At 45.6% G+C, this 25,847-nt stretch carries 25 protein-coding genes and 1 pseudogene; 19 read left to right on the top strand and 7 right to left on the bottom strand.

The features are described from left to right. Positions 1 to 25: 25 nt before the first annotated feature. The 4 genes from AB3G37_RS08530 to AB3G37_RS08515 are packed head-to-tail and all read right to left on the bottom strand — an operon-like array spanning position 26 to position 5,656. Positions 26 to 1,513, bottom strand: coding sequence for an AMP-binding protein (locus AB3G37_RS08530; RefSeq protein ID WP_369790335.1), 1,488 nt, complete (start codon positions 1,511 to 1,513; stop codon positions 26 to 28). Continuing rightward, positions 1,485 to 3,848 (bottom strand): aminotransferase class III-fold pyridoxal phosphate-dependent enzyme, encoded by a 2,364-nt coding sequence (locus AB3G37_RS08525; protein WP_369790334.1) that lies wholly within the window; start codon positions 3,846 to 3,848, stop codon positions 1,485 to 1,487. Before AB3G37_RS08525 ends, AB3G37_RS08530 begins: the two co-directional genes overlap by 29 nt. A gap of 4 nt (positions 3,849 to 3,852) precedes the next feature. Then, positions 3,853 to 4,797, bottom strand: coding sequence for a DMT family transporter (locus AB3G37_RS08520; RefSeq protein ID WP_369790333.1), 945 nt, complete (start codon positions 4,795 to 4,797; stop codon positions 3,853 to 3,855). Then, entirely contained in the window at positions 4,724 to 5,656 is a 933-nt protein-coding gene (locus tag AB3G37_RS08515) for a fatty acid desaturase (RefSeq protein WP_369790332.1), read from the bottom strand. The genes AB3G37_RS08520 and AB3G37_RS08515 overlap by 74 nt, the downstream gene beginning before the upstream one ends. A gap of 396 nt (positions 5,657 to 6,052) precedes the next feature. Here AB3G37_RS08515 and AB3G37_RS08510 point away from each other — a divergent pair. Both AB3G37_RS08510 and AB3G37_RS08505 read left to right on the top strand, forming a co-directional pair. Further along, a pseudogene (locus AB3G37_RS08510) lies at positions 6,053 to 6,873 on the top strand (IS5 family transposase). Positions 6,874 to 7,297: 424 nt separating this feature from the next. Beyond that, complete coding sequence (locus AB3G37_RS08505; protein ID WP_369790331.1) at positions 7,298 to 7,636, top strand: GNAT family N-acetyltransferase; 339 nt, start codon at positions 7,298 to 7,300, stop codon at positions 7,634 to 7,636. A gap of 397 nt (positions 7,637 to 8,033) precedes the next feature. Here AB3G37_RS08505 and AB3G37_RS08500 read toward each other — a convergent pair whose 3' ends face one another. Beyond that, entirely contained in the window at positions 8,034 to 8,411 is a 378-nt protein-coding gene (locus tag AB3G37_RS08500; protein WP_369790330.1) for an ASCH domain-containing protein, read from the bottom strand. Between the two features lie 1,259 nt (positions 8,412 to 9,670). Here AB3G37_RS08500 and AB3G37_RS08495 point away from each other — a divergent pair. The 4 genes from AB3G37_RS08495 to AB3G37_RS08480 are packed head-to-tail and all read left to right on the top strand — an operon-like array spanning position 9,671 to position 12,648. Then, positions 9,671 to 10,390 carry a cupin domain-containing protein gene (locus AB3G37_RS08495; RefSeq protein ID WP_015689826.1) on the top strand — a complete coding sequence of 240 codons (720 nt, stop codon included), beginning with the start codon at positions 9,671 to 9,673 and terminating at the stop codon, positions 10,388 to 10,390. Between the two features lie 21 nt (positions 10,391 to 10,411). Beyond that, positions 10,412 to 10,987 (top strand): DJ-1/PfpI family protein, encoded by a 576-nt coding sequence (locus AB3G37_RS08490; protein WP_369790329.1) that lies wholly within the window; start codon positions 10,412 to 10,414, stop codon positions 10,985 to 10,987. Positions 10,988 to 10,991: 4 nt separating this feature from the next. Further along, on the top strand, positions 10,992 to 11,723 hold the full coding sequence (locus tag AB3G37_RS08485) for a hypothetical protein (protein ID WP_369790328.1): 732 nt from the start codon (positions 10,992 to 10,994) through the stop codon (positions 11,721 to 11,723). A gap of 43 nt (positions 11,724 to 11,766) precedes the next feature. After that, the gene (locus AB3G37_RS08480) at positions 11,767 to 12,648 is read left to right on the top strand and encodes a polysaccharide deacetylase (RefSeq protein WP_015689823.1); all 882 of its coding nucleotides are present in this window, start codon (positions 11,767 to 11,769) and stop codon (positions 12,646 to 12,648) included. 38 nt (positions 12,649 to 12,686) lie between these two features. On the opposite strand, the gene AB3G37_RS08475 is transcribed toward AB3G37_RS08480, so the two are convergent. Together AB3G37_RS08475 and AB3G37_RS08470 are read right to left on the bottom strand one after the other, a co-directional pair. Further along, positions 12,687 to 13,589 (bottom strand): LysR family transcriptional regulator, encoded by a 903-nt coding sequence (locus AB3G37_RS08475; RefSeq protein ID WP_015689822.1) that lies wholly within the window; start codon positions 13,587 to 13,589, stop codon positions 12,687 to 12,689. A 426-nt stretch (positions 13,590 to 14,015) separates the two neighbouring features. Beyond that, the gene (locus AB3G37_RS08470; RefSeq protein WP_369790920.1) at positions 14,016 to 14,933 is read right to left on the bottom strand and encodes a LysR family transcriptional regulator; all 918 of its coding nucleotides are present in this window, start codon (positions 14,931 to 14,933) and stop codon (positions 14,016 to 14,018) included. A gap of 142 nt (positions 14,934 to 15,075) precedes the next feature. Between AB3G37_RS08470 and AB3G37_RS08465 the strand changes: the two genes are divergently transcribed. The 13 genes from AB3G37_RS08465 to AB3G37_RS08405 all read left to right on the top strand — a co-directional run bounded on the left by AB3G37_RS08465 (position 15,076) and on the right by AB3G37_RS08405 (position 25,763). Beyond that, positions 15,076 to 15,780, top strand: coding sequence for a type 1 glutamine amidotransferase domain-containing protein (locus AB3G37_RS08465; RefSeq protein WP_369790327.1), 705 nt, complete (start codon positions 15,076 to 15,078; stop codon positions 15,778 to 15,780). 3 nt (positions 15,781 to 15,783) lie between these two features. After that, complete coding sequence (locus AB3G37_RS08460; RefSeq protein ID WP_208951828.1) at positions 15,784 to 16,977, top strand: MFS transporter; 1,194 nt, start codon at positions 15,784 to 15,786, stop codon at positions 16,975 to 16,977. Between the two features lie 220 nt (positions 16,978 to 17,197). Further along, positions 17,198 to 18,124 (top strand): hypothetical protein, encoded by a 927-nt coding sequence (locus AB3G37_RS08455; RefSeq protein WP_369790326.1) that lies wholly within the window; start codon positions 17,198 to 17,200, stop codon positions 18,122 to 18,124. Between the two features lie 138 nt (positions 18,125 to 18,262). Further along, positions 18,263 to 18,457, top strand: a complete 195-nt coding sequence (locus tag AB3G37_RS08450) for an AlpA family transcriptional regulator (RefSeq protein WP_009635172.1) — start codon at positions 18,263 to 18,265, stop codon at positions 18,455 to 18,457. 14 nt (positions 18,458 to 18,471) lie between these two features. Further along, positions 18,472 to 19,059, top strand: coding sequence for a DUF2857 domain-containing protein (locus tag AB3G37_RS08445; RefSeq protein WP_369790919.1), 588 nt, complete (start codon positions 18,472 to 18,474; stop codon positions 19,057 to 19,059). Then, a complete protein-coding gene (locus AB3G37_RS08440; protein WP_369790325.1) occupies positions 19,049 to 19,258 on the top strand; it encodes a TraR/DksA family transcriptional regulator in 210 nt (69 codons plus the stop codon). The genes AB3G37_RS08445 and AB3G37_RS08440 overlap by 11 nt, the downstream gene beginning before the upstream one ends. Positions 19,259 to 19,654: 396 nt before the next feature. Further along, positions 19,655 to 19,876: a hypothetical protein gene (locus tag AB3G37_RS08435; RefSeq protein ID WP_024359933.1), complete on the top strand. Its 222-nt coding sequence runs from the start codon at positions 19,655 to 19,657 to the stop codon at positions 19,874 to 19,876. A 68-nt stretch (positions 19,877 to 19,944) separates the two neighbouring features. Next, on the top strand, positions 19,945 to 20,592 hold the full coding sequence (locus AB3G37_RS08430; RefSeq protein WP_369790324.1) for a lytic transglycosylase domain-containing protein: 648 nt from the start codon (positions 19,945 to 19,947) through the stop codon (positions 20,590 to 20,592). Next, complete coding sequence (locus AB3G37_RS08425; RefSeq protein WP_047611357.1) at positions 20,592 to 20,870, top strand: TrbC/VirB2 family protein; 279 nt, start codon at positions 20,592 to 20,594, stop codon at positions 20,868 to 20,870. The genes AB3G37_RS08430 and AB3G37_RS08425 overlap by 1 nt, the downstream gene beginning before the upstream one ends. A gap of 11 nt (positions 20,871 to 20,881) precedes the next feature. Then, positions 20,882 to 23,629 (top strand): VirB3 family type IV secretion system protein, encoded by a 2,748-nt coding sequence (locus tag AB3G37_RS08420; RefSeq protein ID WP_369790323.1) that lies wholly within the window; start codon positions 20,882 to 20,884, stop codon positions 23,627 to 23,629. Between the two features lie 23 nt (positions 23,630 to 23,652). Then, entirely contained in the window at positions 23,653 to 24,372 is a 720-nt protein-coding gene (locus tag AB3G37_RS08415; protein ID WP_369790322.1) for a type IV secretion system protein, read from the top strand. 10 nt (positions 24,373 to 24,382) lie between these two features. Continuing rightward, the gene (locus AB3G37_RS08410; RefSeq protein WP_369790321.1) at positions 24,383 to 24,658 is read left to right on the top strand and encodes an EexN family lipoprotein; all 276 of its coding nucleotides are present in this window, start codon (positions 24,383 to 24,385) and stop codon (positions 24,656 to 24,658) included. Between the two features lie 73 nt (positions 24,659 to 24,731). Next, a complete protein-coding gene (locus tag AB3G37_RS08405) occupies positions 24,732 to 25,763 on the top strand; it encodes a type IV secretion system protein (RefSeq protein ID WP_369790320.1) in 1,032 nt (343 codons plus the stop codon). Positions 25,764 to 25,847 lie beyond the last annotated feature (84 nt).

The following is a 25,847-nucleotide window of genomic DNA, read 5'->3' as shown; positions in this document are numbered from 1 at the left end:
TGTATAATGTATAAGGCTGGTGGTTTTATCTGATATTATGTAAAATAAAATCTTCTATTTTTTTTCTACTCATCTTCATATTTGCAGTCATAAAATCCGGATTGCTTTTAATTGGCTCATTACAGTAGTAGATATATTTTACTTTATAATCCTGTGGTAACGAGAGATTCACACCTTCAATCTTTTTCTGGCATTGTAAAAAATCAGACTCGCTCATATTATTACGCGATACCAACATTGCTGGTGCCCGTTTATCCGCATAAAAAAACACAACTAATTCGCAGTCTATTCCATTTATCTCAAAAGTGTCTTCAATTTCGCTTGGGTGAATTTTTTTCCCGTTATCGAGTATAATGACTTCTTTTGTACGTCCGACGATGTAAAAAAAACCGTCTTCATCCTCAGTCACAATATCACCAGTAACAATGTTGCCATTCGCCAGAAAAATTTCAGTGGATTCTCCATCTGGAAGATCGAAATAGCCTTGGGAAAGTGGCCATGGGCGATTTATCGACAATTCACCGTCCGCATTAATTAGTAAATGTGCCCTGTCCAGCGGCTTGCCAGTACTGCCCGGCTTGTAACTATCAAGGGTACTCCAAGTGATCATTCCGGTCTCAGTGGTACCATAAGCTTCTAACAGCCTAACACCGCCTTGCTCATAGTGGTTAACTGTTGCCCTATCGATCGGTGCCATACCGGTAATACAAAACCTGATATTGCCTCCCATCAATGCATTTAGCGTTACGTCTTTATTCTCACGCATCTTAAAGACCTGTACCACTGTACGGTAAAACACTGGTGGAGCAATCAGAAAGGTTGGTCTGAAGGCCTGCATCGCAGGGAAAACACTCTTGTAATCACACAGGCACAGGCTGGCGTTGCTAAGCAGGCAACCATATACTGACAAACGTTGCTGAAAATTGGCCAAAGGCAAAAATATCAGATGACGGTCTCGCTCACTGAGCTGGTAATCCTGAATAAAACGTTTAATGACGAAATCAGCCCCCTTTTTACTTATAATCAGCCCTTTATCATGGCCAGTAGTCCCAGAGGAGTATACCAATGACAGACAGTCCTGATTAAAGAAGGGACACTCTCCACGTTTGATGATTACTTCATCACCAATTTTTACAGGATTTTCTGCCACGGTAATATCCAGTGCACCCGTGGCAATTAGCAATGGATCATTTGCGATCAGTAATGCCAGCGAATGTTCAGTAAGAAAATCCTCTAACATACTGAATTGAGGTTTTTTATTAAATGCTTTCAATCTAAGCCCACAGCGCATCGTGGCCAAATCCCATAAGAGCCAACTGACAGTATTTTCTGAAAATATCCCTATCAGCGTTCCCTCCGCCAACGATAATGAATCCAGCCATGTGGATAAAAGAATGACTTCAGATTGAAAGTCGCTACCGGTACGGGTGATAAGGCGTCCGCCCTCAAAGAAACTAATTTCCCCCTGCCAGGCAATGTCGGGGTCAGACAACGTTTCGTAAAAATGTTTCATTCATCCCTCCTCGCATTAATTCATTTTTTATCCGCTGAAAACCCTGTTCATTCAGATACAGATTAATTTTCACATTGGTAAGCATGTCATAAGGCTGCATAGCGTTATCCCATTCCACTGTGAGAGAAACTTGCGTCATCACTGGCGTCAGTACACTCAGCCTAAGCTGCCTTATGCAGCTTTTCCAGATGAATCCTTCTGCTGCCGTGGAGACAAAACCGTCCTCCAGCAACCCAGTTAGATTTTTCCAGCAGGCACGGTCATCTCCTAAGTTTCCATAAAAGTTTACCCATTGATCGCAAGGGTAGTGTGTCCGCCCATCACTGAATGGGTCAAACAACGCGGGGTAATCCTGTACCTGCTTTAAAACGTTGTTGATAGGTGTAGGTAATATGAGTTCAAAAGAAGCGTGATTAAGGCTCCAAGTCGCAATATCAATATTATTAATCTTGTTCAAAACACCATCGAGAGTATTGCAAGCCTTTATCAGATTGTGCGGCTGGCTATTTAATGGCGGTTGAACCCGTAGGACATTGAGGTTATACAAACAATAGGAAGAGGTGACATCATTCTCGTAAAGTAAACGTAACGCCAAGCCAACCATAAGCGGAGAGGTAAAATGAATACCGAACATCAATCCATCACCGCTGATTTTGCTGATAAGCAACGGATAATTTTTCGCCAAACGCTTCAGTTCCGGCAGTAACATACCTGAGAGCATGTTGATATGGGCGAGAAATGATGGCGTTGAAGCCGTCCTGAGTACCTGACGTGCAAGCTGGCAACTGACAGGATTTCCTCCAAGACTTGAACCAAATGAGGAAGGATGGTCATTCAGAACACCCCACAGTTCACGCCTAGCGAGCACTGCAGAAATCGGCAAGATGCCACCACCAAATGCCTTGCCTATGCACATAATATCCGGAACGACCTGGTATTTTTGAAATGCGAATAGATGACCAAGACGCCCAAACGCCGTCTGCATTTCATCAAAAATCAGACATGTACCCTGCTGGCGACAGCGCTCTGCAATAAACGGTAAATAGCCTGCGAAAGGTGTGTTGACTCCACCCTCGGCCTGAACAGGTTCGATAATTACAGCCGCTATTTCATCTGTTAATGCCGCATCCAATGCTGCTTTATCCCCAAAGGGGACGATGACAAAGGTATCTGTCATCAAACCCGGATAGACTCGATAATGTTCTTCCCTTCCTGCAGCGCTGAGCGTGGCAATAGTTTTACCGTGAAAACAGTTTTCAAAGGCGATGATTTTTTTCCTGCGCGTCACCGCCATCGCTATTTTAAAAGCGTTATCAATAGTTTCTCCGCCACCATTGGCAAAATAGCAACAGTCAAAATTATTGCCAGTCGCCTCAATCAATTCATCTGCCAGCTTGATAGAGGCCTCTTCAAACATTATCTTTGTACTGTTAATGTTCTTACTGGCTATTGCCTGCCTGAGAGCATCGGTGAATTGAGAGTGGTTATAGCCAAATGATTGATTACCATATTGATCAAATAGGGCATAGAATTCACGGCCATTCTCATCCATAACAAATTCGTCCTCGCCGCGCATTTGGATACCGCACCCCATCAGATAAGATAAGCGGGCGTAAGAAGGGTGATTAACTTTTGCCTTTAGCTCTGCTAATAACTGGCGCTGATTTTTTCGCCCTTCAACCTGATGAGTAAAATACAGTTCCGGCTTATCAGTGTCTCGATAAATTGCATAATCATTATAAAAATAATGCAGAAGACGTTTTTGTACACGGCTCCCACGTAGATAAAGACTGTAGGATTGACTAATATCCAGCAATCCAATAATACTGAGAGGTGCTCCAGTAAAACGTGGATCTCTATAGGGATGACAGGCAGCAATGAATCCAAGATTTTTATAGTAATAATGTAAATCTTGCTGGGTGCCATCAGCAAAAAAATCGCCAAGAATATGCGTGGCACCTCTATTAACGGCATAAATAAGCGCAGCACGCATCATCGCAGGTCCGAGTTTATCATTGCGTACCGTAGGCAATGATATAAGATGGCCAAATTCGTACAGATGGTGTTGAGGACGACGATATTTACTCAGATCTGCAAATTCGTCACAGGGTAAACCTATAGGTGAATCAGTAATTACTTTGACCGTAGCTACTGGTTGATTGTCAATTTTTGCAATGATATAAACACAATAATTATCAAACCTGTCAAATGAGGATAAGGTGTCATCAACATGATTTAGACGAGAGGCTTCTTCAACATAAACTTTATGTCTTATTTTAAGCACCTCAGTGAGGTCGCCAGTAGCCTTAATAACCTGCCATTCTATATTATTCATACCATCATCCTCTTCCTGCCTGAAATCGAGCAGCGAAAATAATGCCACTAATAATCAAAAACACTCCGAGCCATTGTATTGGGCTAAGAAGCTCATGCAGTAAAGGTATTGCCATCATCGCAGTTAGTAAGGGAATAAAAGGTGACAATAATGTTGCATGGTTGGCACCTATTTTTCTTATGCTGTAAGTAAATAGCAGCATAGCAACAATGGAACTCCCAACGCCTTGCAAAAGCCCCTGAATTAATATATCTCGCGTAGGAATAGCCGCCAGTTTGCTGAACCCTTGCAGGGAAAGATAAATTGGCACGTATAGTAGTGAAATGACCGATATTGTGGAGGTCAGTTCATAGGAGTCAGCCTGCCACTTCTTTGACAATAAAGTAAAAATTGCCCAAGAAACTCCCGATAAGAAAAACAGAATATCGCCGATAATGACTTGGTGATTCATTTGTAGAACGGAAACACCGGTAAAAATGAACAATCCAACAATGACAGCAGCATAGCTGCCAAGTTTAAAGAGTTTATCCCGCAGGCTTGATTCTTTCGCCAACGTCATTAATGCAACTACACACGGTACCGTACCCGTGTTAATGGCCGCAGCATGAGCTGCAGGAGCGTATTTCAGACCAAAATAGATCAACAACATGTAGGGAATACCTGCCACAATGGCAAGCAGTCCACCCTGCGGTAAAGTCAGTACACTGCGCCCTGACGTTTTCCTTAGGAAAAAGAGTGGAAGTAAGAGCATACCGGCAATGCTGTAGCGAATAAATGCAAGTTCATAAATACCAATATTATTTTTAACGCCATATCTAGAGACAAGAAACATTGATGCATAAATTATCACAGCAACGATACCGGCAGAGACCCCCTTAATCCTGTTTTGCAACTTTAGCGATAACTTTGTCTTCAGCACTTTTTTCGTTTCGGATTCCAGATATGACATTTTTCATTGCCTCAATGTACGAATTTTCAGTATAATATTCACCACTTTTTTTCTCATTTACAATTTTTAAATTATGGGCGCAAACATTAGGGTATGAATGATGTTCAATATGATAGTTATTGTGATTGCTAATATATGACCAAATCAGATTTGTTTTGTAACTTCTCGTATTTTCTGAAATCACCCTGTTGGATTTATCTTTACCAATGTGCTCGGTAATTTCAATAAAAAAATGCAGCGGCTCGCTTATAAAAAACCAAGCGAAAAACCAAGTAAATAAAATATTAACACCCCAAACCTGATATAAAAATATTAATATTAATATAAACAAGAAAATAAAATAATACTCATGTCTAAACTTTCTTTGCTGTCGCTTACTTTTTATAACCTCTGGGTATACTCCCTGAGTAGTATTTATCATTGTCACCATAAATTGAAAAAAACGATTGGCATTAGTAATACGAGTAAATAACCCACTAATAGTCTTAAGTTGCTCAGATTTATAATCAATTATTTCCTCGTCTTTATCGGTTCCGAGGAAAGTATGATGATGGAGGTGCTGGGCTTGATAGTGTGTATAACTGACTAGCATTGGCAGACCGTAAATGATGCCAAAAAATCGATTAGCTTTTATTGACCGATACAAATTATGATGGAGGCACTCATGCTGTAATTCGACTCCATGCGCGATGACGATTCCCAAAATGACTACTGATAGAAAATATACAAAATCATTGGTTGTAATCACACTAAAAGTAATCGCTGAGCATAATAACATAAGATAAAGTATTGTCTTGAAAGCACTTCTTCTTGCGTTTTTTTTACTTAGAGTCCTGATTTCCTGCTCGGTTATCATCATGAACCTCTGTATTATTTACTGAAGCGAATGATTTTATTGATATTTTAAGTAGGTCACCCAAACGGTATGACAATAAAACATTAAACCATAACAAAATATTAGATCACTTAATGATTAGCTTCATAATCATTATTAACACTATGGTTTCATTTCAACAAATAGCTTTTTCTTATGGTTGACTTTTAACTCAATCAAGCTTTAGCAATTAAGGTTATCTTATTGAATCACATCAATTAAATTAAAATTTCATGAGGGTTTTAATAACCATTAAGAGCCAAAATACAGGTAAATCCCCGAACTCTGCATTAAGAGTAACTACGGCTTTGTTGAATAAATAGAACTTCTGGCTGCAATCAGGATCAGCTCATCACATTCTTGATCCCGTAGCGGTATCCCTTGGCAAAACAAAAATTTAATATCAAAAACTGGGCGGCCTATAACAAGGTTCTCATCAATCGCGGTTCGCTGGTATTCGGCTTGATGACTCGACCATCCAGGCTTGGTACGACGAACCAAAAACCTCTTCGCGTGGTCGTCCGCAATGTTATTCTGAACTGGCTATTTCCACCGCTCTGATGCTCGAACGCATCTTTCGCCTCACGCTGCGCGCCACCCAGGGATTTATTGACTCCATCTTTACGCTAATGAATATCCCGCTCCGCTGCCCGGGTTATTCCTGCGTCAGCAGACGGGCAAAATCCGTCAATATCCCGTTTAAAAACCCTACGAGAGGCGAGATTGCCCGTCTGGTTATCGACTCCGCCGGCTTTAAAGTCTTCGGTGAGGACGAGTGGAAGGTGAAAAAGCACGGGCAGGAAAAGCGCCGCGTCTGGTGAAAATTGCACCTGGCTGTGGACCCCGATACTCACGAGGTTATCTGCGCTGAGCTATCCCTGAACAACGTGACCGACGCGGAGGTATTCCCGGCGCTGATCCAATCGTGAACCCGCGCAGGTTACTGGCCAGTGGAGTATGTTGAGCGAAATCAGGCAGTCGCGAGGCAACGACTCACGGGGAACAGCGCCTACTGGAAATGGAACACGGCTTACAACCGGCGCTCGGTAGCGGAAACGGCGATGCATCGTGTAAAACAACTATTTGCTGGTCATCTGACCCTACGGGATTACGATGCCTAAGTCGGAGAAGCGATGGCCATGATCCGTGCTTTAAACAAAATGACGCGTGGAGGTATGCCCGAAAGTGTGCGGATTATCTGAGAAAATGACTGACAGGTGACCTGTTATCTAAATCCGATTTATTCAACAAAGCCGTTATCTGCCTGTTGAATTTGATGATACAGGGGAGCGATTCAATCCGCACAGCCAGGCCGCTAGCACGGCTTCTTTCTTAATTTTCCCTCCAGCTATACACTTTGGTTATTCTTTCCAGCGCCAACCTTCCGGCAGTGGCAAAGCCAAACTGGTGGCAGCAATCTAGTGTTGAGCAGTCGCAAAATTGCAAAGCCTGCTATGTTGAATATTCTAGTGGCAAGCCGAGCTTCAAGGAGTTTATATAAGCAAGTCGCTTGACGCAGTCCTTTCGGTACGCCGCGCGAAAGAAGATGAAGCAGAATTAGTACGTGAGATAGTGTGCGCTGCCTATTCCAAATGGATTTCGGTTATTGGTCGCGAACCGACGCCCATGACGGCCGATTTTAACAAGTCCGTCCGTAAGCATGATGTTAACCTCGCTATTGTCGCAGGGGAAGTTGTCGGCCTGATCGAAGTATGGCCAGGCACCGATCATTTTTGGATAGAAAATATAGCAGTCCACCCTCACCGGCAGGGAATGGGGATCGGGCGTACATTACTGACGCATGTTGAAAGTAAGGCAGCTCAATCGAAGCTTGGGGAAATCTGCTTGCAGACGAACGAGGCGTTCGAAGCGAACATCGCACTGTATACAGTACTCGGATATAAAATCGATAAACGTGAACCGTTCAAAGGTGGGACGACCGTTTTTATGAGCAAAAAACTGTAATGGTTACTAAAACTGACCACGGTACAAAGTTTTCTGAGATAATTTTAATGTTGGCTTCTGCCCCTGATCTGCCCGTTGAAGGATCAGGGGCAGTTATCAGCGAAAAGCCGAATTATTAGTCCAAGTTGTAAAGTGGTATCAGGCAGCAAAAAGACATCGAATCAAAGTGTTAATAAAGAAAACTCCGCTGTAGGAATTAATTATATTGGGAAATCTTCTTACTACGGAGTTTTGCCAAATGGCCGGAGCGAAGCAGAGCAGAACACCCCACCACGGTTGATCGGAGCCTGCCCCGCCCGGCACAGCATACAGTATGGTGAACATGTGCAACCGATACAATATGTAGCGTTTTCCACAGAAACGGGGCCGATAAGTAAGGGGCGAAAGAATTGGCGTTTTACCGAACTTTTATTAAGCGCGCAGAGTTGAGTACTGAATCATCGATTTCGTAAAGCTTTCGTTCTGCGCGGGTTGGGAAAGGATTCTCAATTTTCTTGATAGTTTTTATCTCCCAAGCTAACCAACCTGATTCATAATAAGATGCGGACGCTTCAAGGATATCCTCTTGTCTAAACTCTCTGATGTCTCCCAAGGTAATGATAGCTACAGCTGTTCCGATCTCCCCTTGGTCATCGGTCGTTAGGAAGTGTTCATTTTCAACCAGTAATATCTCTTCCCCTGTTCGAACCTCAGGCTGCCATCGCCTTATTTCTAGCGTTTTCAGACCATTTGCGATTCGAGTTCCGGCAGGCCGAACAATTGAAAGTGCTTTCATTGGAATCTCATCAATATTTATTAACATATCATGGTGTCATAAGGTTCGCCTTTGGCACAGAGCTACCGAAGCAACACGAAGGGACTGCTATGAGTGAAGCAGAATTTCGCAGCTCCAACAACTACATGACAACTTACGTTCCAGATTATCGTTGACACTCAAGTCTGCCAGAATAATATCAATAAATACTTCATCGCCCGTTGAATATCCTGTTGCCGAGATGACCTGCTCCCCATTGGCTAAGACAAACCGCAGTAACAACTCCCGTTTTTGGCACGGAGAAGACAGTCAAACCTCTATGGACACAGTTCCTCTTAGCACAGACTCTTCAATGTTCGCTCTAGGTACGCATCCTTTTCAGGGAACACGATAGATACGTTCAACACATGCCGGGAATCGCTCAACCCAGATTTATGTTACCTGCAACTATTGATGGTCTTAACAGAAAGGAAACTTAATTTTAGGATATTTGTTAGCCAGTTACTGACAAAGACGATCCCAATCAGTGAGGCCAAATTTCAGAAGCGCGTCTAGTCAACGGGCTTCTTGCTTTTCATGCTCCGGTGCCTTAAGCGCTTATTCCTATGTTTCTCTGGCTGACATCCGGCAGCAACGTGATGGCATACTTAAGCTATTGGCCAGAACATACTACCCACTCCCCCAGGAAAATCCTTTAAGAACGTTATATTAAGCTTACATAAAAGGCGCGTCAGGGTTTCCTGATTCGCTATGGTATCTTCATTATTCAAAGCAACTTATCCGCCATTCCGTTTTCTCGATCTAATGAGCGACTCTGGCGACATCTTCAGCTTTTGCGCGAAGGGCGATCACCACTCCGCTGGCATCGGCCACCACAACATCTCCGGATCAGGCACACATGCTACCGATGGAGACATTGAACTGGCCTGCAACCTGTTCTTACCGGTTCACATAAAGCGGCCTCTGGTAAACATCAGGTACATATGTCATGGGCTGTATCGTGCTGACGTCCGAGTTCGGCATCTTGCTAAGCATCTTAATCGCTTGTGAGCTATGACCTCCTGACGGCATAGAATCTAGCATCTTCAACAGTACCCAAGTATAGAAGCATAGTTTTCATTAATTATTGAGCAAAAAGGACTGATCAAAAGAAACAATATAGGTAATCATCATAAAAGTTATTTCTCTCGCACTAAATAATCGATATAGACTGAAATCACAGAACGATTGAGCGAAGTGAAATCAACATTCAGCAATTCGATTAGCGGGGGAGCGACCATATGGAAATCCACAACCGGACTCCAAATGTATATGACTTGCTTGAAATAAACAAAATCCTACTTTCAACTTCAAATAATGGTGAGTCATTTGAGAAAGACTTACATCTCAATGGATTCATAGAAAAACCATGGGGATATGAGTATAGAGTTTATTGTGATTCTATTTTTGACGTATGGCGCCTTCATATATCAAAGAATCAATCCACTTCAATGCATTGTCATATACTGAAAGACACCGTCCTTATATGCCTTCATGGTGATGGCGAGACCAGATTTCTTGATGGTACACATCAGGCATTAAAATCTGGCGACAGTATATATATTGCAAAAGGTGTATTCCATCAGACTATTTCGGGAAAATCAGGCATCGAATTAATTGAAGTTGAAAATCCAAGAAATAAATTCGACTTACTCAGACTTAAAGATAATTATGGCCGGCAAAATATGGCATATGAAAAAAAATCACAGGAACATGATCTTTTACCTCCTTTGCAACAGATAGCTGCTGGCACATTGATCAGAGAACATGATCTACACAAATTAGCATACTTTTCCGTAAAAAATCTTGATAGAAACATGTTGAATGACGAGGATGATTTTATTTTTATTTCATTAGATGTAAAGAGCCATCTAATGGGCAAGATTCATATCCTACGAGCTAAAGATGCCATCTCAGAAATGTATTGTGGTCAGAATGTATTTTTAATTAACGTCCCGTAACACAATAAGAAGGAAAATAACATGTCTAATCCGACACGAGTAGTGATAATCACTGGTCCGGGTTTTCAGGATCACGATGTAGTTTATACTTACTATCGTTCTAAAGAGGAAGGATACGATATATCTATTGCAACAAAGGATGGAAGTGCAGTGACAGGGAAATATGGCATCACTGTTCCTATGGATAAAAGATCCAAAGACAATATTAATTTCGATCAACTCAACGCCACTGATTTTGATGCTGTTATTCTCACTGGCGGTCATGAAGCGCCTGATAGAGTTCGCCAAGATCAAAGAGTTAAAGATTTTCTAAAGCAGATGGTAATACAGGGGAAAGTTGTGGCTGGGCTGTGCCATGGTCCCTGGATTATGATTTCTGCCGGTATTCTAAGAGACAAACTCGCCTGCGCTTATGTTGGTCTGAAAGACGATATGGTTAATTCCGGCGCCAATGTAATTGAAGCAGATGTAGTTGTCGACGGGAATATCATAACTTGCTCCTATTATGCCGAATGTGGAAAATTTATGCGTCAGACATTCGATGCAATAGATAGATGGAAGCGCGGCGAAACTCTTAAAGAACCGGTGGTGGTATAATTCGATGTTAATAGCAATGGATTTCGACGGGGTCGTGGTTGATGGAGTAGACGAATGCATGCTAATTACATGGAATGTATTACATGACAGACCTCTCAGTGATTTTAACCAAGATGTACTTCAAAACATCCCACGCCTGATGGCTAAACGATTCAGGAAATTAAGGAATTTTGTACGCCATGACGGTCACTTTATTGCCTCATTCACTGAATTTGGTAATGAAGCTATAGATAATGACAGATTCACTGCTATATATGAATCAATTCCAACTGAAGATAAGAAAATATTCAGGGATAAGTTTATCCAGTATAGAAAGCTGGCAAGAAGTATCTACCCTGGTTTTTGGGCTGAACTACACCGTCCGCTATTAGATGTTCCAAATTTATTTGAAACATCTAATGATGTCTATATTGTATCAGGAAAGGATGAAGAGTCTATATCATTCATTCTAAGTAAATATGGTTTAAACATACCCGCGAATAAAATATATGGGAGGATGACCGACAAAAATAAGACTCTTACTTTGCTAAAATCAATAGCCTTCGATAAAAACGAGGATATTCTATTTATTGATGACAATATCCAAAATGTTATTGATGCATTAGATCATGGCATTCAATCATTTTGGGCTAATTGGGGATATAACATACCTGAGCATAAATTAATGGCCATTCAAAAAGGAATTAATGAATTAGATACCGAGGCTCTCTTGAAATTAGTCAAGAAACCCTCTTAACTTAATATTATTTCAATTTTTTCTGTATGAGGAGTAATAACTCATGGCGAAAGAAATACTATGTGGTTTTGGAGTGGGTGTAGATGCCGTTGCAGGCTGGCTATCTTCTTATGGGGGAGAAGATTCTCCAAGCGATATATCTCGCGGTATGTTCGCTGGCGAAGTAGGAACTCCACGTCTTCTGAATCTATTTGACCAGTTTAATATCCCCACCACCTGGTTTATGCCTGGTCATTCCATTGAAACCTTTCCTCGGCAAATGGAAGCAGTTGTCAATGCTGGACATGAGGTAGGGGTTCATAATTACAGTCATGAAAACCCAATATCTATGTCACCTGACCAAGAAAGAGAAGTCCTTCTAAAAGGCATTGACATGGTCACAAAATTAACAGGGAAGAGACCTACTGGGTATGTCGCTCCATGGTGGGAATTTTCTCCTGTAACCACAGATCTTCTATTAGAAAATGGCATCAAATATGACCATTCACTAATGCATCATGATCATCAGCCTTATTATGTCAGGAAAGGTGATTCCTGGACCAAGATAGATTATTCCAAGACACCGACCGAATGGATGAAACCGCTGGTACGCGGAGAAGAGACGGACCTTATTGAATTACCCGCCAGTTGGACAATCGACGATATTCCTCCTTTCATGTTCATGAAAACAAAACCCAACAGCCAAGGTTTCATGAATCCCAGGGACATCGAACAGTTGTGGAGGGATCAATTCGATTGGGTCTACCGTGAGCATGAATATGCGATCTTTACTTTCACGATTCACCCGGACGTATCTGGACGCCCGCACGTATTAATGATGCTCGAACGCCTCTTAACTCATATGCTTGGTCATCCAGGGGTGAAATTCCTAAAATTGAATGACATTGCAGATGACTTTGCCAAGCGATCGCCACGGATAAAATAATGACACGGCAGCCGATAAGGCTGCCTGTTTTATGTATCTCATACCATAAATCCGCTATTTTTTGATAGTTCGAGAATTCTGTCTCTGATTCCTGAAACGAGTGGGTTACGTAATGAGCTATCAATCCATACCAAATAGATTGAATTTATGGGGAGTCTCTCATGGACATTGACTTCAACGATCTGACCTCCTGCTATGCTTTGGGCGCATAAATACTCAGGCATCACAGTCCAACCAATATTTTCTCGGATCATTCTTTCTAAAATCCGCAAATCCGGTACAGTAATAGACGGACGAAGCAGTGCAAAAAATCGCGAAGAATCCTGGAAAACCTCCCTTATCAAGGGTAACTGTTCATCGTAAGCTATTAGAGGAAGCTTCGACAGCGTATCAATTACGTCCTCGTTTTCTTTGAAGTTGTCTGCTATGAGTGACGCTACCACAACTATTAACTTTTCCATTCCAATTTCAGCATATCCAAATTTTTGTTTATCCGGCATAGAAGTTGTGAAACCTAGTTGACAACTTCCGTCCAGAAGACAGCTGTATATGCGCTTCCTATTTCCTGTCAAAACTTTAAATTTAATACCTTCATTGAATAATATTTTCACCAAGTACGGTAATTTTGACCACATTAATTCTGCTGGCCCGATGAAAGATACTGTCCCCGAGGATTTTCTTGTACGTGATCTAAGCATCGACAACTTCAGTTCAATCGTTTCTAAATCTGAAGCCACCAATCTCGCCAATTCCTCCCCATCCACTGTAGCCACCACACCATGTGAACGACGAGTAAAGAGAACGCACCCGGTAAAAGCCTCAAGTGAATGAATGTGGGCAGACATTGCAGGCTGGCTTATGCCCAACCGCATTGCCGCTTTTGAAATCGAACCAGCTTTGTATACTTCAACAAAACTTCGTAACTGAACCAGATAGCTCATACTGCGCACCCTTAAGAGCTTGAAGCTCTCCGATTACGACATAAAATCGAAAGCCTGCACAGTATTATGTTATAAACATGTTTCGTTAATGCTTCTACACATATTAACTTATTTTAACAATTAAAGGATCTTATAGGGTAAGGATAGCGTATAGCAATATAACACATTGATATTATTATATTTTATGTGTGTTATATCTGATTAGCATTAAGGTTTCACGCATGCCATAAGGTTCGGATTGGCGTGTTATTTTCTATAATATACTCTGGGGATTGATAGTCGCTAAATCTTTAAATTGGCTAAACAATCATTGTATTTTTATCTATTAACGTTGACAAACTCAACTCAAATAGAGTTATCACAAATTCCGTTGGTCAGCGAAGCGGTTAGCTTCTGTTAGACCGGTTCGGACTACCTTTCGGAACATTAATCATCATCCCATGGTGCCCGTTTCCATTTTTCAGTCATGAAATCGATAAATACACTTAGCCTACGGGGTATAGGTTCTCGCCGCGCCCGGACAACACTGATCTGAGATGTGTTTGCTTCCCAATCAGGCAGAACTCGGCAAAGTTTCCCAGCCCTCAATTCATCATGAATATCCCAAGTTTCGCGAAGAGATATGCCAAGCCCCGCCAAACTCCAGGCATGCAATACATCTCCGTTGTCACTGATAAGGTTGCCAGTAACGCTGATGCTTCTTTCATGACCGGCTTTACGTAACGTCCATGAATTGTGTAAAAAACCCGGGTAAGCGAATACTAAGCAGTTGTGATTTAAAAGATCTTCTGGTCGCTCAATGGGTGGATGATTCTTCAGATATTCGGACGATGCGATGAGAATACGTCTATTATTTGCTATTTTTCTGGCCAGAAGTCGAGAATCAGCCAGATCCCCCATACGAATAGCCAGATCGAAATCACCACTGTAAAGATCCTGGATTTGGTCAGATAACCTTAAATCAAAGCCCACCCTCGGATGTACTTGGCAGAATGCAGCGATCGCAGGAGCAACATATTTTCGGCCAAACGGTGCGGGTGCAGTCAAACGAATATTTCCGCTTAACTCCTTACTATCCCCTCGGGAAAGTTCCTTCATCTCATCCAGAACGGCCAACGCTACGCGAGCCCTCTCAGCTATAGCTCTGCCCTCGTCTGTAATACGTAGATTACGGGTGTTTCTTTCAAAAAGTGTAGTGCCAAGTGCAGTTTCCAGCCTGGCTATCTGCTTGCTCACCATCTTGGGGAGTATCTGTAGGTCTCGTGCTGCGGCAGAGAAATTGTTTCTGTCGACGACGTGTAAAAACACTTCAAGGTCGTCATTTCTCAAGTTTATTTTGTTCATTTTGGGGTAAGTGTTTGTCCGTTTAGGTCTATTTAAAGGATAAATAGATTGTTCCACAATAAGACTCAATATGACAAGTCTGTTATGTAGCATGCAGTCAGAAGAATTTTGCTTTAAGTCCCCCAATATAGAGGAAGTTAAAATGCCTAAACGTATTCTGTTTGTATTGACCAGCCATGACCGTAAAGGTCAAGCCGAGAGTAAAGATGCCACACCCAGTGGTTTCTATCTTTCCGAGGTGTCTCATCCCTACGATGTACTCACAAAAGAAGGATATGAAATTGATTTCGTGAGTCCCAAGGGGGGCAAGACACATGTTGACGGTTTAGACCTCAGCGATCCGGTTAACGCCTCCTTTTGGAATAATGATTCCTTACGCGAGGCAACTAAAACCACATTAAAACCCTCGCAGATTGATCCTGACGTCTATGACGCCGTCTTCTATGCAGGAGGGCATGCGACGATGTGGGATCTCCCTGACAATATAGAGTTGGCGGGTGTTTCATCACGAATTTATGAAAAGGGTGGCGTTGTCGCTGCGGTTTGTCATGGCCCCGCCGGATTGGTGAATATTCGGCTTTCCGATAATGAATATCTGGTTGCGGGCAAAAAGGTGTCAGCTTTTACCAACGATGAAGAACGTGCTGTAGGGTTGTACGACATTGTTCCATTCTTACTTGAAGACACGCTGAAGCAAAGAGGTGCTGAGCATCTTGCAGCCGCAAATTTTCAGCCACAGGTGATTGTCAGCGAGAGATTAGTGACCGGACAGAATCCCGCTTCCGCAAAAGGAGTCGCTGAGGCAATGCTGCCTTTGTTGGCTTCTATTGAAAATAGAAGAGCCTGAGTTATGAAAGAACGCATGCCTTTTGTTATATATGTCTTTGCACTCTGCGCTTTTGCTTTGGGATTCACTGAATTTGTCACGATCGGCTTAGTTTCCAGGATATCAGTTGATCTCAACGTCAGTGTCAGTCATGTAGGTACAGCGGTGACAGCCTACGCCCTCGGTGCCGTAATTGGTGCTCCGGGATTAACTGCGTTGGCAACACGATGGCCTCGTAAAAGATTATTACTTGTTGCTATGGGCCTGTTCACAGTTGGCAATGGTATCGTCAGTGCGTCTGAGTCCCTAACGCCTATGTTGATTGCACGATTTGCTTCCGGTTTAGGGCACGGAGTGTTTCTTGCTGTTGCTTCAAGTGTGGCAACCCAACTGGCTGGGCGACATCGTGCTGGCGCCGCTGTTTCGGTCGTTTTTGGCGGTCTTACAATTGCGTTGGCATTAGGCGTACCACTTGGTACCTACATCGGTAGTCTGTTGAGTTGGCAGTCTATATTCATGGCAGTAACGGCAAGTGGAGCGATCGGTTTCATTGGATTGGCAATGCTGATGCCCACGGATCAAAATGATCCCTCCTTGCAAGCAAATGCCATGGACGGTTTAAAAGCCATGTTCAACCCACTACTGCTTGCGGGAGCAGGAATTACAGTTTTGGCCTATGCAGGATCTTTTGCCCTGTATACGTATATTTCCCCGATTCTACTTCAGGTAACGCATGTAGACGAGCGTACGAGTAGTTTGCTTATGTTGGTCTACGGCGTGATGGCCGCTATCGGGAATGTCTGGGGTGGTCGCCTGACTGACAAGCAAGGTGCAGACCGTGCCGTGATGACAATTCTTATTGGTCTGGCAATCGTCCTCTTTGCTATGTGGTTCTCTGTCTCATCCTTAATGTTAATGGCACTGTTTATTGGGTTGCTTGGAGCATTGACATACGCAGCGGTCCCCTCAATGCAAGCAAGAGTGATAGGGCTATCTCACATACATGCACCTGAAGCTCCAGCTGTGGCAGCAGGACTGAATATTGCCGGTTTTAACGGAGGAATTGCATTAGGGTCGCTATTGGGGGGTGTAGCACTGGATGTTACTGGTCTTACAAGCCCTACTTGGGTTGGAGGCGGAGTGGTAATCGTTGGTATTTTGTGGATGTTATTACAAATAAATTCGAATAAAAGACGCACCACCTCCGATTACTCATGATAGTACACATAGCATTTAAAATGGCTCAGTGAACACCAAATCACTGAGCCATTTTATTTTACCTCTTTGAAAAATGTCACAACCAAAAACAGGTTATTTTTTATTTTATAAAATCAGCCTATATCATTCTAATCTATTTCATATCAATCAGAATTTTAAACATCTTTCAAAAACACAGCGAAATTCATCAGCAACATCATTGTGTGAAAGGAGATGTATTATGTCAGACAATCCAACTTACCTAAACATTAGAGATGGAATTCCAGACTGGATAACTATCAGGGAGGCGGTAAGACTTCTCAATGGATTGAATGGGTGTAAAATAAGAAAAAGTGATTTTTATCGATTTGCTCTGCAAGGGAAAATTCGGTTTTCAATATATTTTCAATCCCCAATAACATTGAGGAAAATTAAATCACGAAATCATAAATTAAAGCTAAGACCAATAAAAAGTTCGTCAACGATGAAATCATTCATGCTTGCCGAAAGTTCCTTTGTCAGCGAAAACAATTTAACTTTCAGTACTGAAGGAAGATATATCTACCCTGTACAAAGAGTCATTGACACAACATTGCTCGGCTATGAATATGTCCTTATACAGCGTTTACTTGCACATTCATTAAAGATACCATCACCTGTAACAGGAGCAAAGTCATATAATTATGGCATTACCGTTTGTTTATTGGGGGAAACGTTTCAACTTTTCGAAAAGATGACGTGGCATGAAAGAATCGAACGACACGTAAAAAGGCCACCTAAAGATATTTCATCAGATGATTACGAAGATATAATACTAAACGCTACAAAGAAAGATTCGCATAAACATTATTTTCCTATGCATGAATTACCGAGCGATGCATGCTTTGTCCTCAGAAAAAGTGAACTTGATAAGTTGATCAACAAACCGATCGAAAAAGAAATACTTCAACCGTCTCCAACTCGGATATCCACCCCTCTATCACGCCTCTTCTGGCTTGCCTGCAAAAATAATGAAACTATCAGTCCGTTAATCATGCAACCGTATAAACTATTGTCCATTTTTGAACAATGGGCATCTGAGGAAGGCATTACCGATCGATTCAGTGGCGACACACTGAAGACTGCGCTTGAGCGCGGCTCGCCCCCTTCCCTACCAACACAAAAGTAAGATGATGCCCTTCTCTATGAAAACCCGTATTAAGGATTGTATTTTCCGTAATACGGGCTCATCAGCTTTCTCCACACCACTATTTTGTGTTGTCGTGTGTTCTCCCGGCTAGCGCTATATCTGCCACAGGAGAATACCGTGACATCTCATCAGTTATTACGTCTGAAACAGGTTGAAGAAAAAACTGGCCTGAAGCGCTCTCAAATCTATCTGTATATGAAAGACGGCACCTTCCCCCGCTCAATCAAGATTGGTCCGGCCAGTGTCGCCTGGCTCGAATCGGAAATTGACGAATGGATCAATATCAAATTAGTCCGCCGCTCAATAGGCTGAAGGGAGAAAACACCATGATTATCCCATCACTGAATTACGCCGTATTAACCGATGCCCTGCATGCATTAAAGGATGGCAACATTCGTTACTGTGAATCGCTAGGATTCACTTTCGACGAAATGAATGCCCTCAACCAGTTGTCGCTAGACGAGCTGTTTATCATCAGTCGTGAGTCTGCGCAGTTTTTGGCTGTGACGGTTCATCATGACGCGTTACGCCTCCTTCTGGCAAAATCCCATGAGGAGGTTCTGCAGCAACAGCGTATCAACGACGCCATCCGGCTGGGTGGTTCAATTGCACTTCTCAACAAGTATTTTGGCCTCACCTCCAACGAAGTTTGCCTTCGCCGCCGGTTACTGGGCGTCCGTGTGCCTTATGGCCGGACGCCAGAGCCGGACGAAGATACGGATGTGGCCATCTGGCTGCAATGGCAACAATGCCGGGTGGCCAGTCTGGAATCAACCGATGCGCTGGACGCCATGATGCAGGTAACGCAAACCCTGCTGGCGAAAGTCGAAGGATTGTCACTGACCATCGTCTGGAAGCGTATCGCACTTTGCGAGCGGGAGGCGTCAGACCGGAGGGCCGCACATGCCGGATGAGATCGACCGCGATCAGGAATTTAATGAGCAACGACTGGAGGAGATGATTGAACAGAGTCGTTTTAAGTCAGGGTCTATGCCATCATTATTCCATTGTCGTGTATGCGGTAAGCCCATTCCTGAAAAGCGACGGCTGGCACTGCCGGGCATAACCACCTGCACGGAATGTCAGGAAAAACTTGAACGCCGAAGACGTTAATAATGGTCACAGAGACATGCACGAATATTTTCCCTGCATGTCTCTATCATTAACTATAAATCCACAGTCGTCTTTATTAGATATTTCACTTCCTTTTATTTACCCCAAAGCTTATCCCCCTCCACCGCTAATTTATCTCTCTCATTTTAACTTTGAATTTATCGTTCATATACCGCCCCGGATATCTGATCCTGAAAACCTCATTACATAATATTTACCCGTATTGACGTTAATTCGCCTGGTTCGGGTGCTGCTCTTTAAAAATAAGGTTCGGGCTGTCACATAACCACAATTCAGGGTGCCGCTGAATGTTCTCGCTGACCCGTTAAAACCGGAATGCAGAATTGGGATGTGACATTCATTTAACTTATTGTTGTTTTTAGTAGAGGAGGCCTCATGCGAAAACCCATTTATCACGTATTTGTCACCCAAGAAAGTCAACCCGATGCACAGGGCGAAATAAACACGTATTGGACTAGGGTTGGCGTGGCGTTTGCTCATAACGGTAAGTCTGGCCTGAATATCATGCTGACACCCGGTATTGCTGTCTCCGGCAAGCTGGTGCTGCTTGAACCCAGAGAAGATAGCGGCATTTCGCAGGATACCGCCTCTGCTTAATCCGCTTTTGACCTTCCTCCGGCAGGGGCTTGGTATACACCCGCCGGGCTGACTGTTAAGAGGCCACCATGCTATCCACCACAGCCTTTCTTACGCTGTCGATGCAGTGCGCCGCCAGCGTTCACCCGTCCACGGCGCTTGATGTGGCGCGGGTCGAATCCGGTTTGAATCCGTATGCCATCGCTGAAATCCTGCCCGATGGCAAAGGCGTGACTTCACATTTCCCCGCCACTAAGGATGAGGCCGTCAGCATCACTAGACAGCTGGCGGCACAGGACCGACGCTATTCGGTCGGGCTGATGCAAATCACCAGCACCAATTTCCGCCACTATGGCGTGACCGCCCGCGACCTTCTTGACCCCTGTACCAACCTGTCCGTGTTTGAGCGCATCCTCACCGACTGCTACCGCCGCGGCGGTTCCCTCAAGCGTGCGCTCAGTTGCTACTACTCGGGAAATTTCACGACCGGCCAACAGCCGGAATCCGCGTTTAACCACACCAGCTACATCCAGCGCATCGGATACGCCGTGCCGTCAACGCGGGAAGACCGGCAGCGACCTCCCACCGAAAAGCTCGTGCCTGAAATCCATTACCCTACCGCCGTCATGCGTGGCGAGCTTACCGATAACGCCACGCCAGTTCTGACATCCCTGCGCTACCCCAACGCCGTGATACGCGGCGCGTTACCCATCCCCGGCCCCCAGGAGGAACAATGATGAAACGAAAACAGACTGACTGGCCCGTCCTCACTTGCCTGTTAATGGCAAGCCCGGTGCTGGCAGCAGACAGCGGGTTTAATAAAGCCAATGAGACGCTGAGCAACACCTCTACCGGCCTGCTCGGACTGGCCGCCGTCACCATCACGCTGGCCACCATGTGGGTGGGATACAAAGTCTTATTTGACGGCAAGAGCCTGCATGACATGCGCAACGTCATCATTGGCGCCATCCTTATCGTCGGTGCGTCAGGTTTCGGTGCCTACTGGGCGTCATAAGGGAGGCAACGATGGCTACGCTGAACAAAGCGCTGACGCGACCTGCCGCCATAGCCGGCATTCCCCTCGTGCCGTTCGTGATGGTCAGCGGGGCCATCGTCCTGCTGGCGGTCTATGTCAGCTATTACCTGATATTACTGCTTATTCCCGCCTGGCTGGAGATGAAGACAAAGGCCAGAACCGATATTCACTATTTCGGGCTGCTCTGGCTGGCCTTTAAAACCCGTGGCCGGTTTGGCACCAATAAACATTTTGGTGCCAATGCCCTGCTGGCAAACCGCTATGACGCTGTCGACGTTTCGGAGTTTATTGAAAAGATGAAGTTAAACGAGCGCGTTACGCTGGATAAGCATATTCCCTACTCCTCCCATATCCATCCCCAGGTAATAAGAAACCGCCAGGGTGATTTAGTTGCCAGCTGGGAGCTGGAGGGCACCGTTTTTGAATGCGAGGACGAACATCACCTGACGTTAATGGCGACGCATCTAAATAACGTGATTCGTGCATATGAAGGCCTGCCAGTCACTTTCTATCTTCACCGTATACGGGAAAAATACCACGATGCCTTCGAGGCAAATTCAGGTATTCCCTTTTCTGATGAAGTGACCCGGCTGTATTACCAGCCGATCAACGAAAAGCCGTTCTGGCGGCACCGGCTGTTTTTCACCGTCTGCTATGCGCCCTTCTCTCCGCTGGAGAAAAAGGCCATGAAGGCACAGCCATCAGGTAAACGCAAAGCGGTGCTGGATGATGCCCTGAAAGTAATGCTGGAACACCGGGATGCGCTGGCTTCGGCGCTGTCCCGCTATACGGCGACGCCGCTGGGGATGTATGAAGGCAACGGGCGGGTGTATTCCACCCAGCTGTCCTTTTATCACCGCCTGCTCACCGGCAAGTGGCAAAAGGTGGCGGTCACGCGTGCGCCGTTTTATGAAACATTAAGCACGCCGGATGTCTTTTTTACCACTGACACCGCCGAGTGCCAGACGGTCAGCGGCTCCCGCTTTTTCCGCAGTCTGGAAATCAAAGATTACTCGCCGGAGACCGCGACCGGCCTGCTGGACGCGCTGCTGTATGCCGAAAGCGAGTATGTGCTGACGCAGTCCTTCACCTGCATGGCCCGCGATGAGGCGCAGAAGCATATTCGTCTTGCGGAAAAGCGCCTGAATTCGGCGGATGACGACGCCATTTCGCAGCACGAAGAGCTGATTGTGTTGCGTGACCTGCTCCAGTCCGGGCATGTCTCCTGCGGAAAATACCACTTTTCCCTGCTCGTATCCTCAGACAGCGCCGACCAGGTGGTGAAGGATGCCAACGCGCTGGCGCAGCCCTTCGCCGACCTCGGCATCATGACGACGCTGTCCACATTGTCGCTGCCCGCCGCGTACCTGGCGCAACTGCCGGGTGTCTATACGCTGCGCCCCCGTCTGGTGGCCGTCAGCAGCCAGAACTTTGCCGACCTGGCGAGCCTGCATAACTTTCATCCCCACAAGCGGAGCGGTAATCCCTGGGGAGACGCCATCGCCATCCTGACATCGCCCGGCGGCAGCGGGTATTACCTGAACCTGCACGACAGCCAGAGCGGGCGGGATGAATTCAACGAAAAAACGCCGGGTAACACGGCGATTATCGGGAAAACCGGCTCCGGGAAAACGATGCTGATGACCATGATGCAGCAACTGATGCAGAAGTACCGCAATCCTGCGACTTTCAGCGCCTCAGCCACAATCCAGCGGTTCACCACGGTCTATTTTGATAAGGATCGGGCGGCGGAGATAGCGATACGTCAGATGGGCGGGCGTTATTTCCGTATTCGTGCCGGTGTGCCTACCGGGTTCAACCCTTTTGCGCTGGCCCCGACACGCCGGAATATCAGCTTTATCAAACGACTGGTGCGCATGCTGTGCGGCCGCAACGACAAACCGCTCGATCCGCGCGATGAGGAGCGGATCAGCGCCGCCGTAGATACCATTATGCTCGATTACCCCCCGGAATACCGCAAGTTCGGTATCACCCGGCTGCTGGAAGTCCTGCCGGAGCCGCCAACCCCCGACGCCCGCATCAACGGGCTACGTATTCGCCTTAAACAGTGGGCTCAGGGCGGCGAGTTCGGCTGGGTATTCGACAATGAGGAGGACACCTTCAACATCAGCGACGTCGAAAATTTTGGTATCGACGGTACGGAATTTCTCGATGATGACGATGTTCGCGGCCCCATCACGTTTTATCTGCTGTACCGCGTCACCAGCCTGCTGGATGGTCGCCGGCTGGTGATGTTTATGGACGAGTTCTGGAAATGGCTGGCCGATGTCGAATTCTCCCGCTTCTCACTCAATATGCTGAAAGTGATCCGCAAGCTGAACGGCATCTTCGTCCCCGCCACCCAGTCGCCTGACGAAATCGTCAAGCACCCGATTGCCCCGGCGATTATCGAACAGTGCAGCACGCAGATTTTTCTCGCCAACCCGAAGGCCAGCCGGGCGGATTACGTGGAAAAGATGAAAGTGCCGGAAAGCGTGTACGACATCGTCAGAAACCTCGATCCGGGGGAGCGCTACATGGTGGTTCTGAAAACGCCGTTACGCGCAGGTGAAACCCGGCCTTTTGTGGCGATGGCGAAAATGGATTTAGCGGGTCTCGGGAAACTTACCAAAATGCTGAGCGGGAGCGAAGACAACCTGAAGCTGTTCGACACCCTGTATCAGGAGGATATGCATCCTGATGACTGGAAAGCCACCTTCCTTGAACAAGCCCTGTAATATTCATGACGGAGGTTATGAAAATGCGGTTCAGAGATATCATACTGGCATTATCGTTGTTTATTTCCACCCAGGCGCTAAGCGCCGGAATACCGGTATTTGACGCCGTACAGAATACCGAATCCATGAATCAGTGGATCCAGAAGCTCCAGCAGTGGCAGGAAACCGTCACCCATTACAGAAGTGAACTTGATGCCTACAAGCAGCAATTAGCCACGGCAACGGGCGTGCGTGACGTTCAGGCATTTCTCCGCGAGGCCAAAAGTCTGAAAACCGATATTGATAATCTTCGTCAAAACGGTATTTCACTGGATGACCTGCTGAGCAACCAAAGCGGGTCATATTCGTCTGAACTTAATAGCTTGTATAACAAATATAAAACGTTCGATACCTGTAACCCGTCCAGCTCTTCACAACGCTATCTGGACAGCTGCAAACAGATGATCCTGAATCAGGCTGTAGCAATAGAAAATACGTCCGAGGTTGAAAACAAGATCACGGGCACACTCGACGATATATCAGATTTATCAGACCGTATTGCTAATGCGCAGGATTCGAAAGAGTCACAGGACCTGGCTAACGCCATCGCGGCCAAAAGCGTACAATTAAATGCGCTGACCAGCCAGTGGGAAATGTCAGTCAAACAGACTGAACAGCGAGCAACGCTGCTGGAACAGCAAAAACAGAAAGCTTTTGAGCAACAGCAATTAACTGCGCCCGTTGCCGATCTGAACTCTCTATAGGGAGGTTAACATGTTAAAACCCGTATTAACCTTATGCGTCATGTCAGGCATTCTCGTCTTATCCGGTTGTAAAGAGACGAAATCAGAAGCCTGGTATAAACAACATCCCGATGAAACCTATAAGGTCTATACGCAATGCCTCAGGGATGGCGAGGCAAGCGACAACTGCGAGTTTGCACACCGGGCAGCACTCATGTTTGCCCAGACAGGCAACCCCGGCATCAGGGAAAAATTCGAGACGTTGTTTCAGCAGGAAGCCCAAAAAAGAAAATCCGTCACTCAGTAAGATCCCCAACAACAAAAACAGGGGTCCTTCCCTGTTTTTATCCCCTGTCTGTTCCTGACTAATGAGAGGCACCATGTCCGGTGGTATTTTTGTTGGTATGGACAAAAACATCATGGATGGACTCAATGCCGTGTTAGAAGGTCAGTCTTCTACCTACGGCACCCTAATCAGTGTGATTATCGTCAGTTCCTTCACCCTATTTATTACGTATCGCGGGTATCAGACGCTTGGCGGCAAACTCCAGACACCTGTTGAAGATGTTGTCTGGGATGTGGGCCGCATGTTGCTGATCACCACCTTTGTTTTAAACCGCGATGGCTGGCTGGATGCCATCATTGCGGCCATTGAAGGGCTTAAGGACGGCATCAGTGGCGATGATAATGTCTGGGCGCTGCTCGACACGGTGTGGGAAAAGGCACAAGCGCTGGGGCAAACGCTGTTCAATTTGGACACTTCTACCTACGTTAAAATGAATGGCGGCTTTGCCGAGGTGCTGGTCTGGGGCGGTGCAATCGTTCTGTTACTGGCTGCAACCTTTGTCAACCTGCTCGCCGAAATCACCATTCTGTTAATGACCACCACCGCCCCACTCTTTATTTTCTGCCTGCTGTACGGTTTTCTTAAACCCATGTTTGATAACTGGCTGAAAACAATATTTACCGCAATCTTAACGATCATGTTCTCTGCCCTGTCTGTCCGGATCGCCATCAACTACCTGAATAAAATACTGGATGCCGCCACAGCAACGTCTGCTGAAAGCAATATGGTGACCCTGGCGGCGCAATGTTTGCTGGCCGGGATTGCCGCAGGCGTCGTGGTGTATTTTTCAGCGAAAATAGCCACTGCGCTGAGCGGTGCCGCCGTACAGGCCGTGTTACAGGGTGCAGCCATGAAAGGACTGAGCGGGCTGGTGAGCAAATCTGCCGACGTCGCCAGACCCGGCATAAAGGCCGGGGGCCGACTGACCGCCAAAGGTGGCATGGCAGCAGCCACGACAACCGGCAGGTTCATTGCCGCAGGTGCGGGCAAAGCCGTGAACGCCTGGCAGAAACGTGCCACCGCCATCGAAAGCATGAAACGCCAGAATCAGCAGCGTCACCGTTAATCCTCCCGACCGCTAATCTCATCCCCCCGTCACGCCGTGGCCTCAGCCAGCGGTGCGGCCTTCCTGCATTTATCCGATAAGAGG

This window comes from Rouxiella sp. WC2420 (assembly GCF_041200025.1).
Classification (GTDB): Bacteria; Pseudomonadota; Gammaproteobacteria; order Enterobacterales; family Enterobacteriaceae; genus Rouxiella.
Note: the sequence above shows the minus strand (reverse complement) of the source record. Positions and strands in the feature narration are given on the sequence as shown.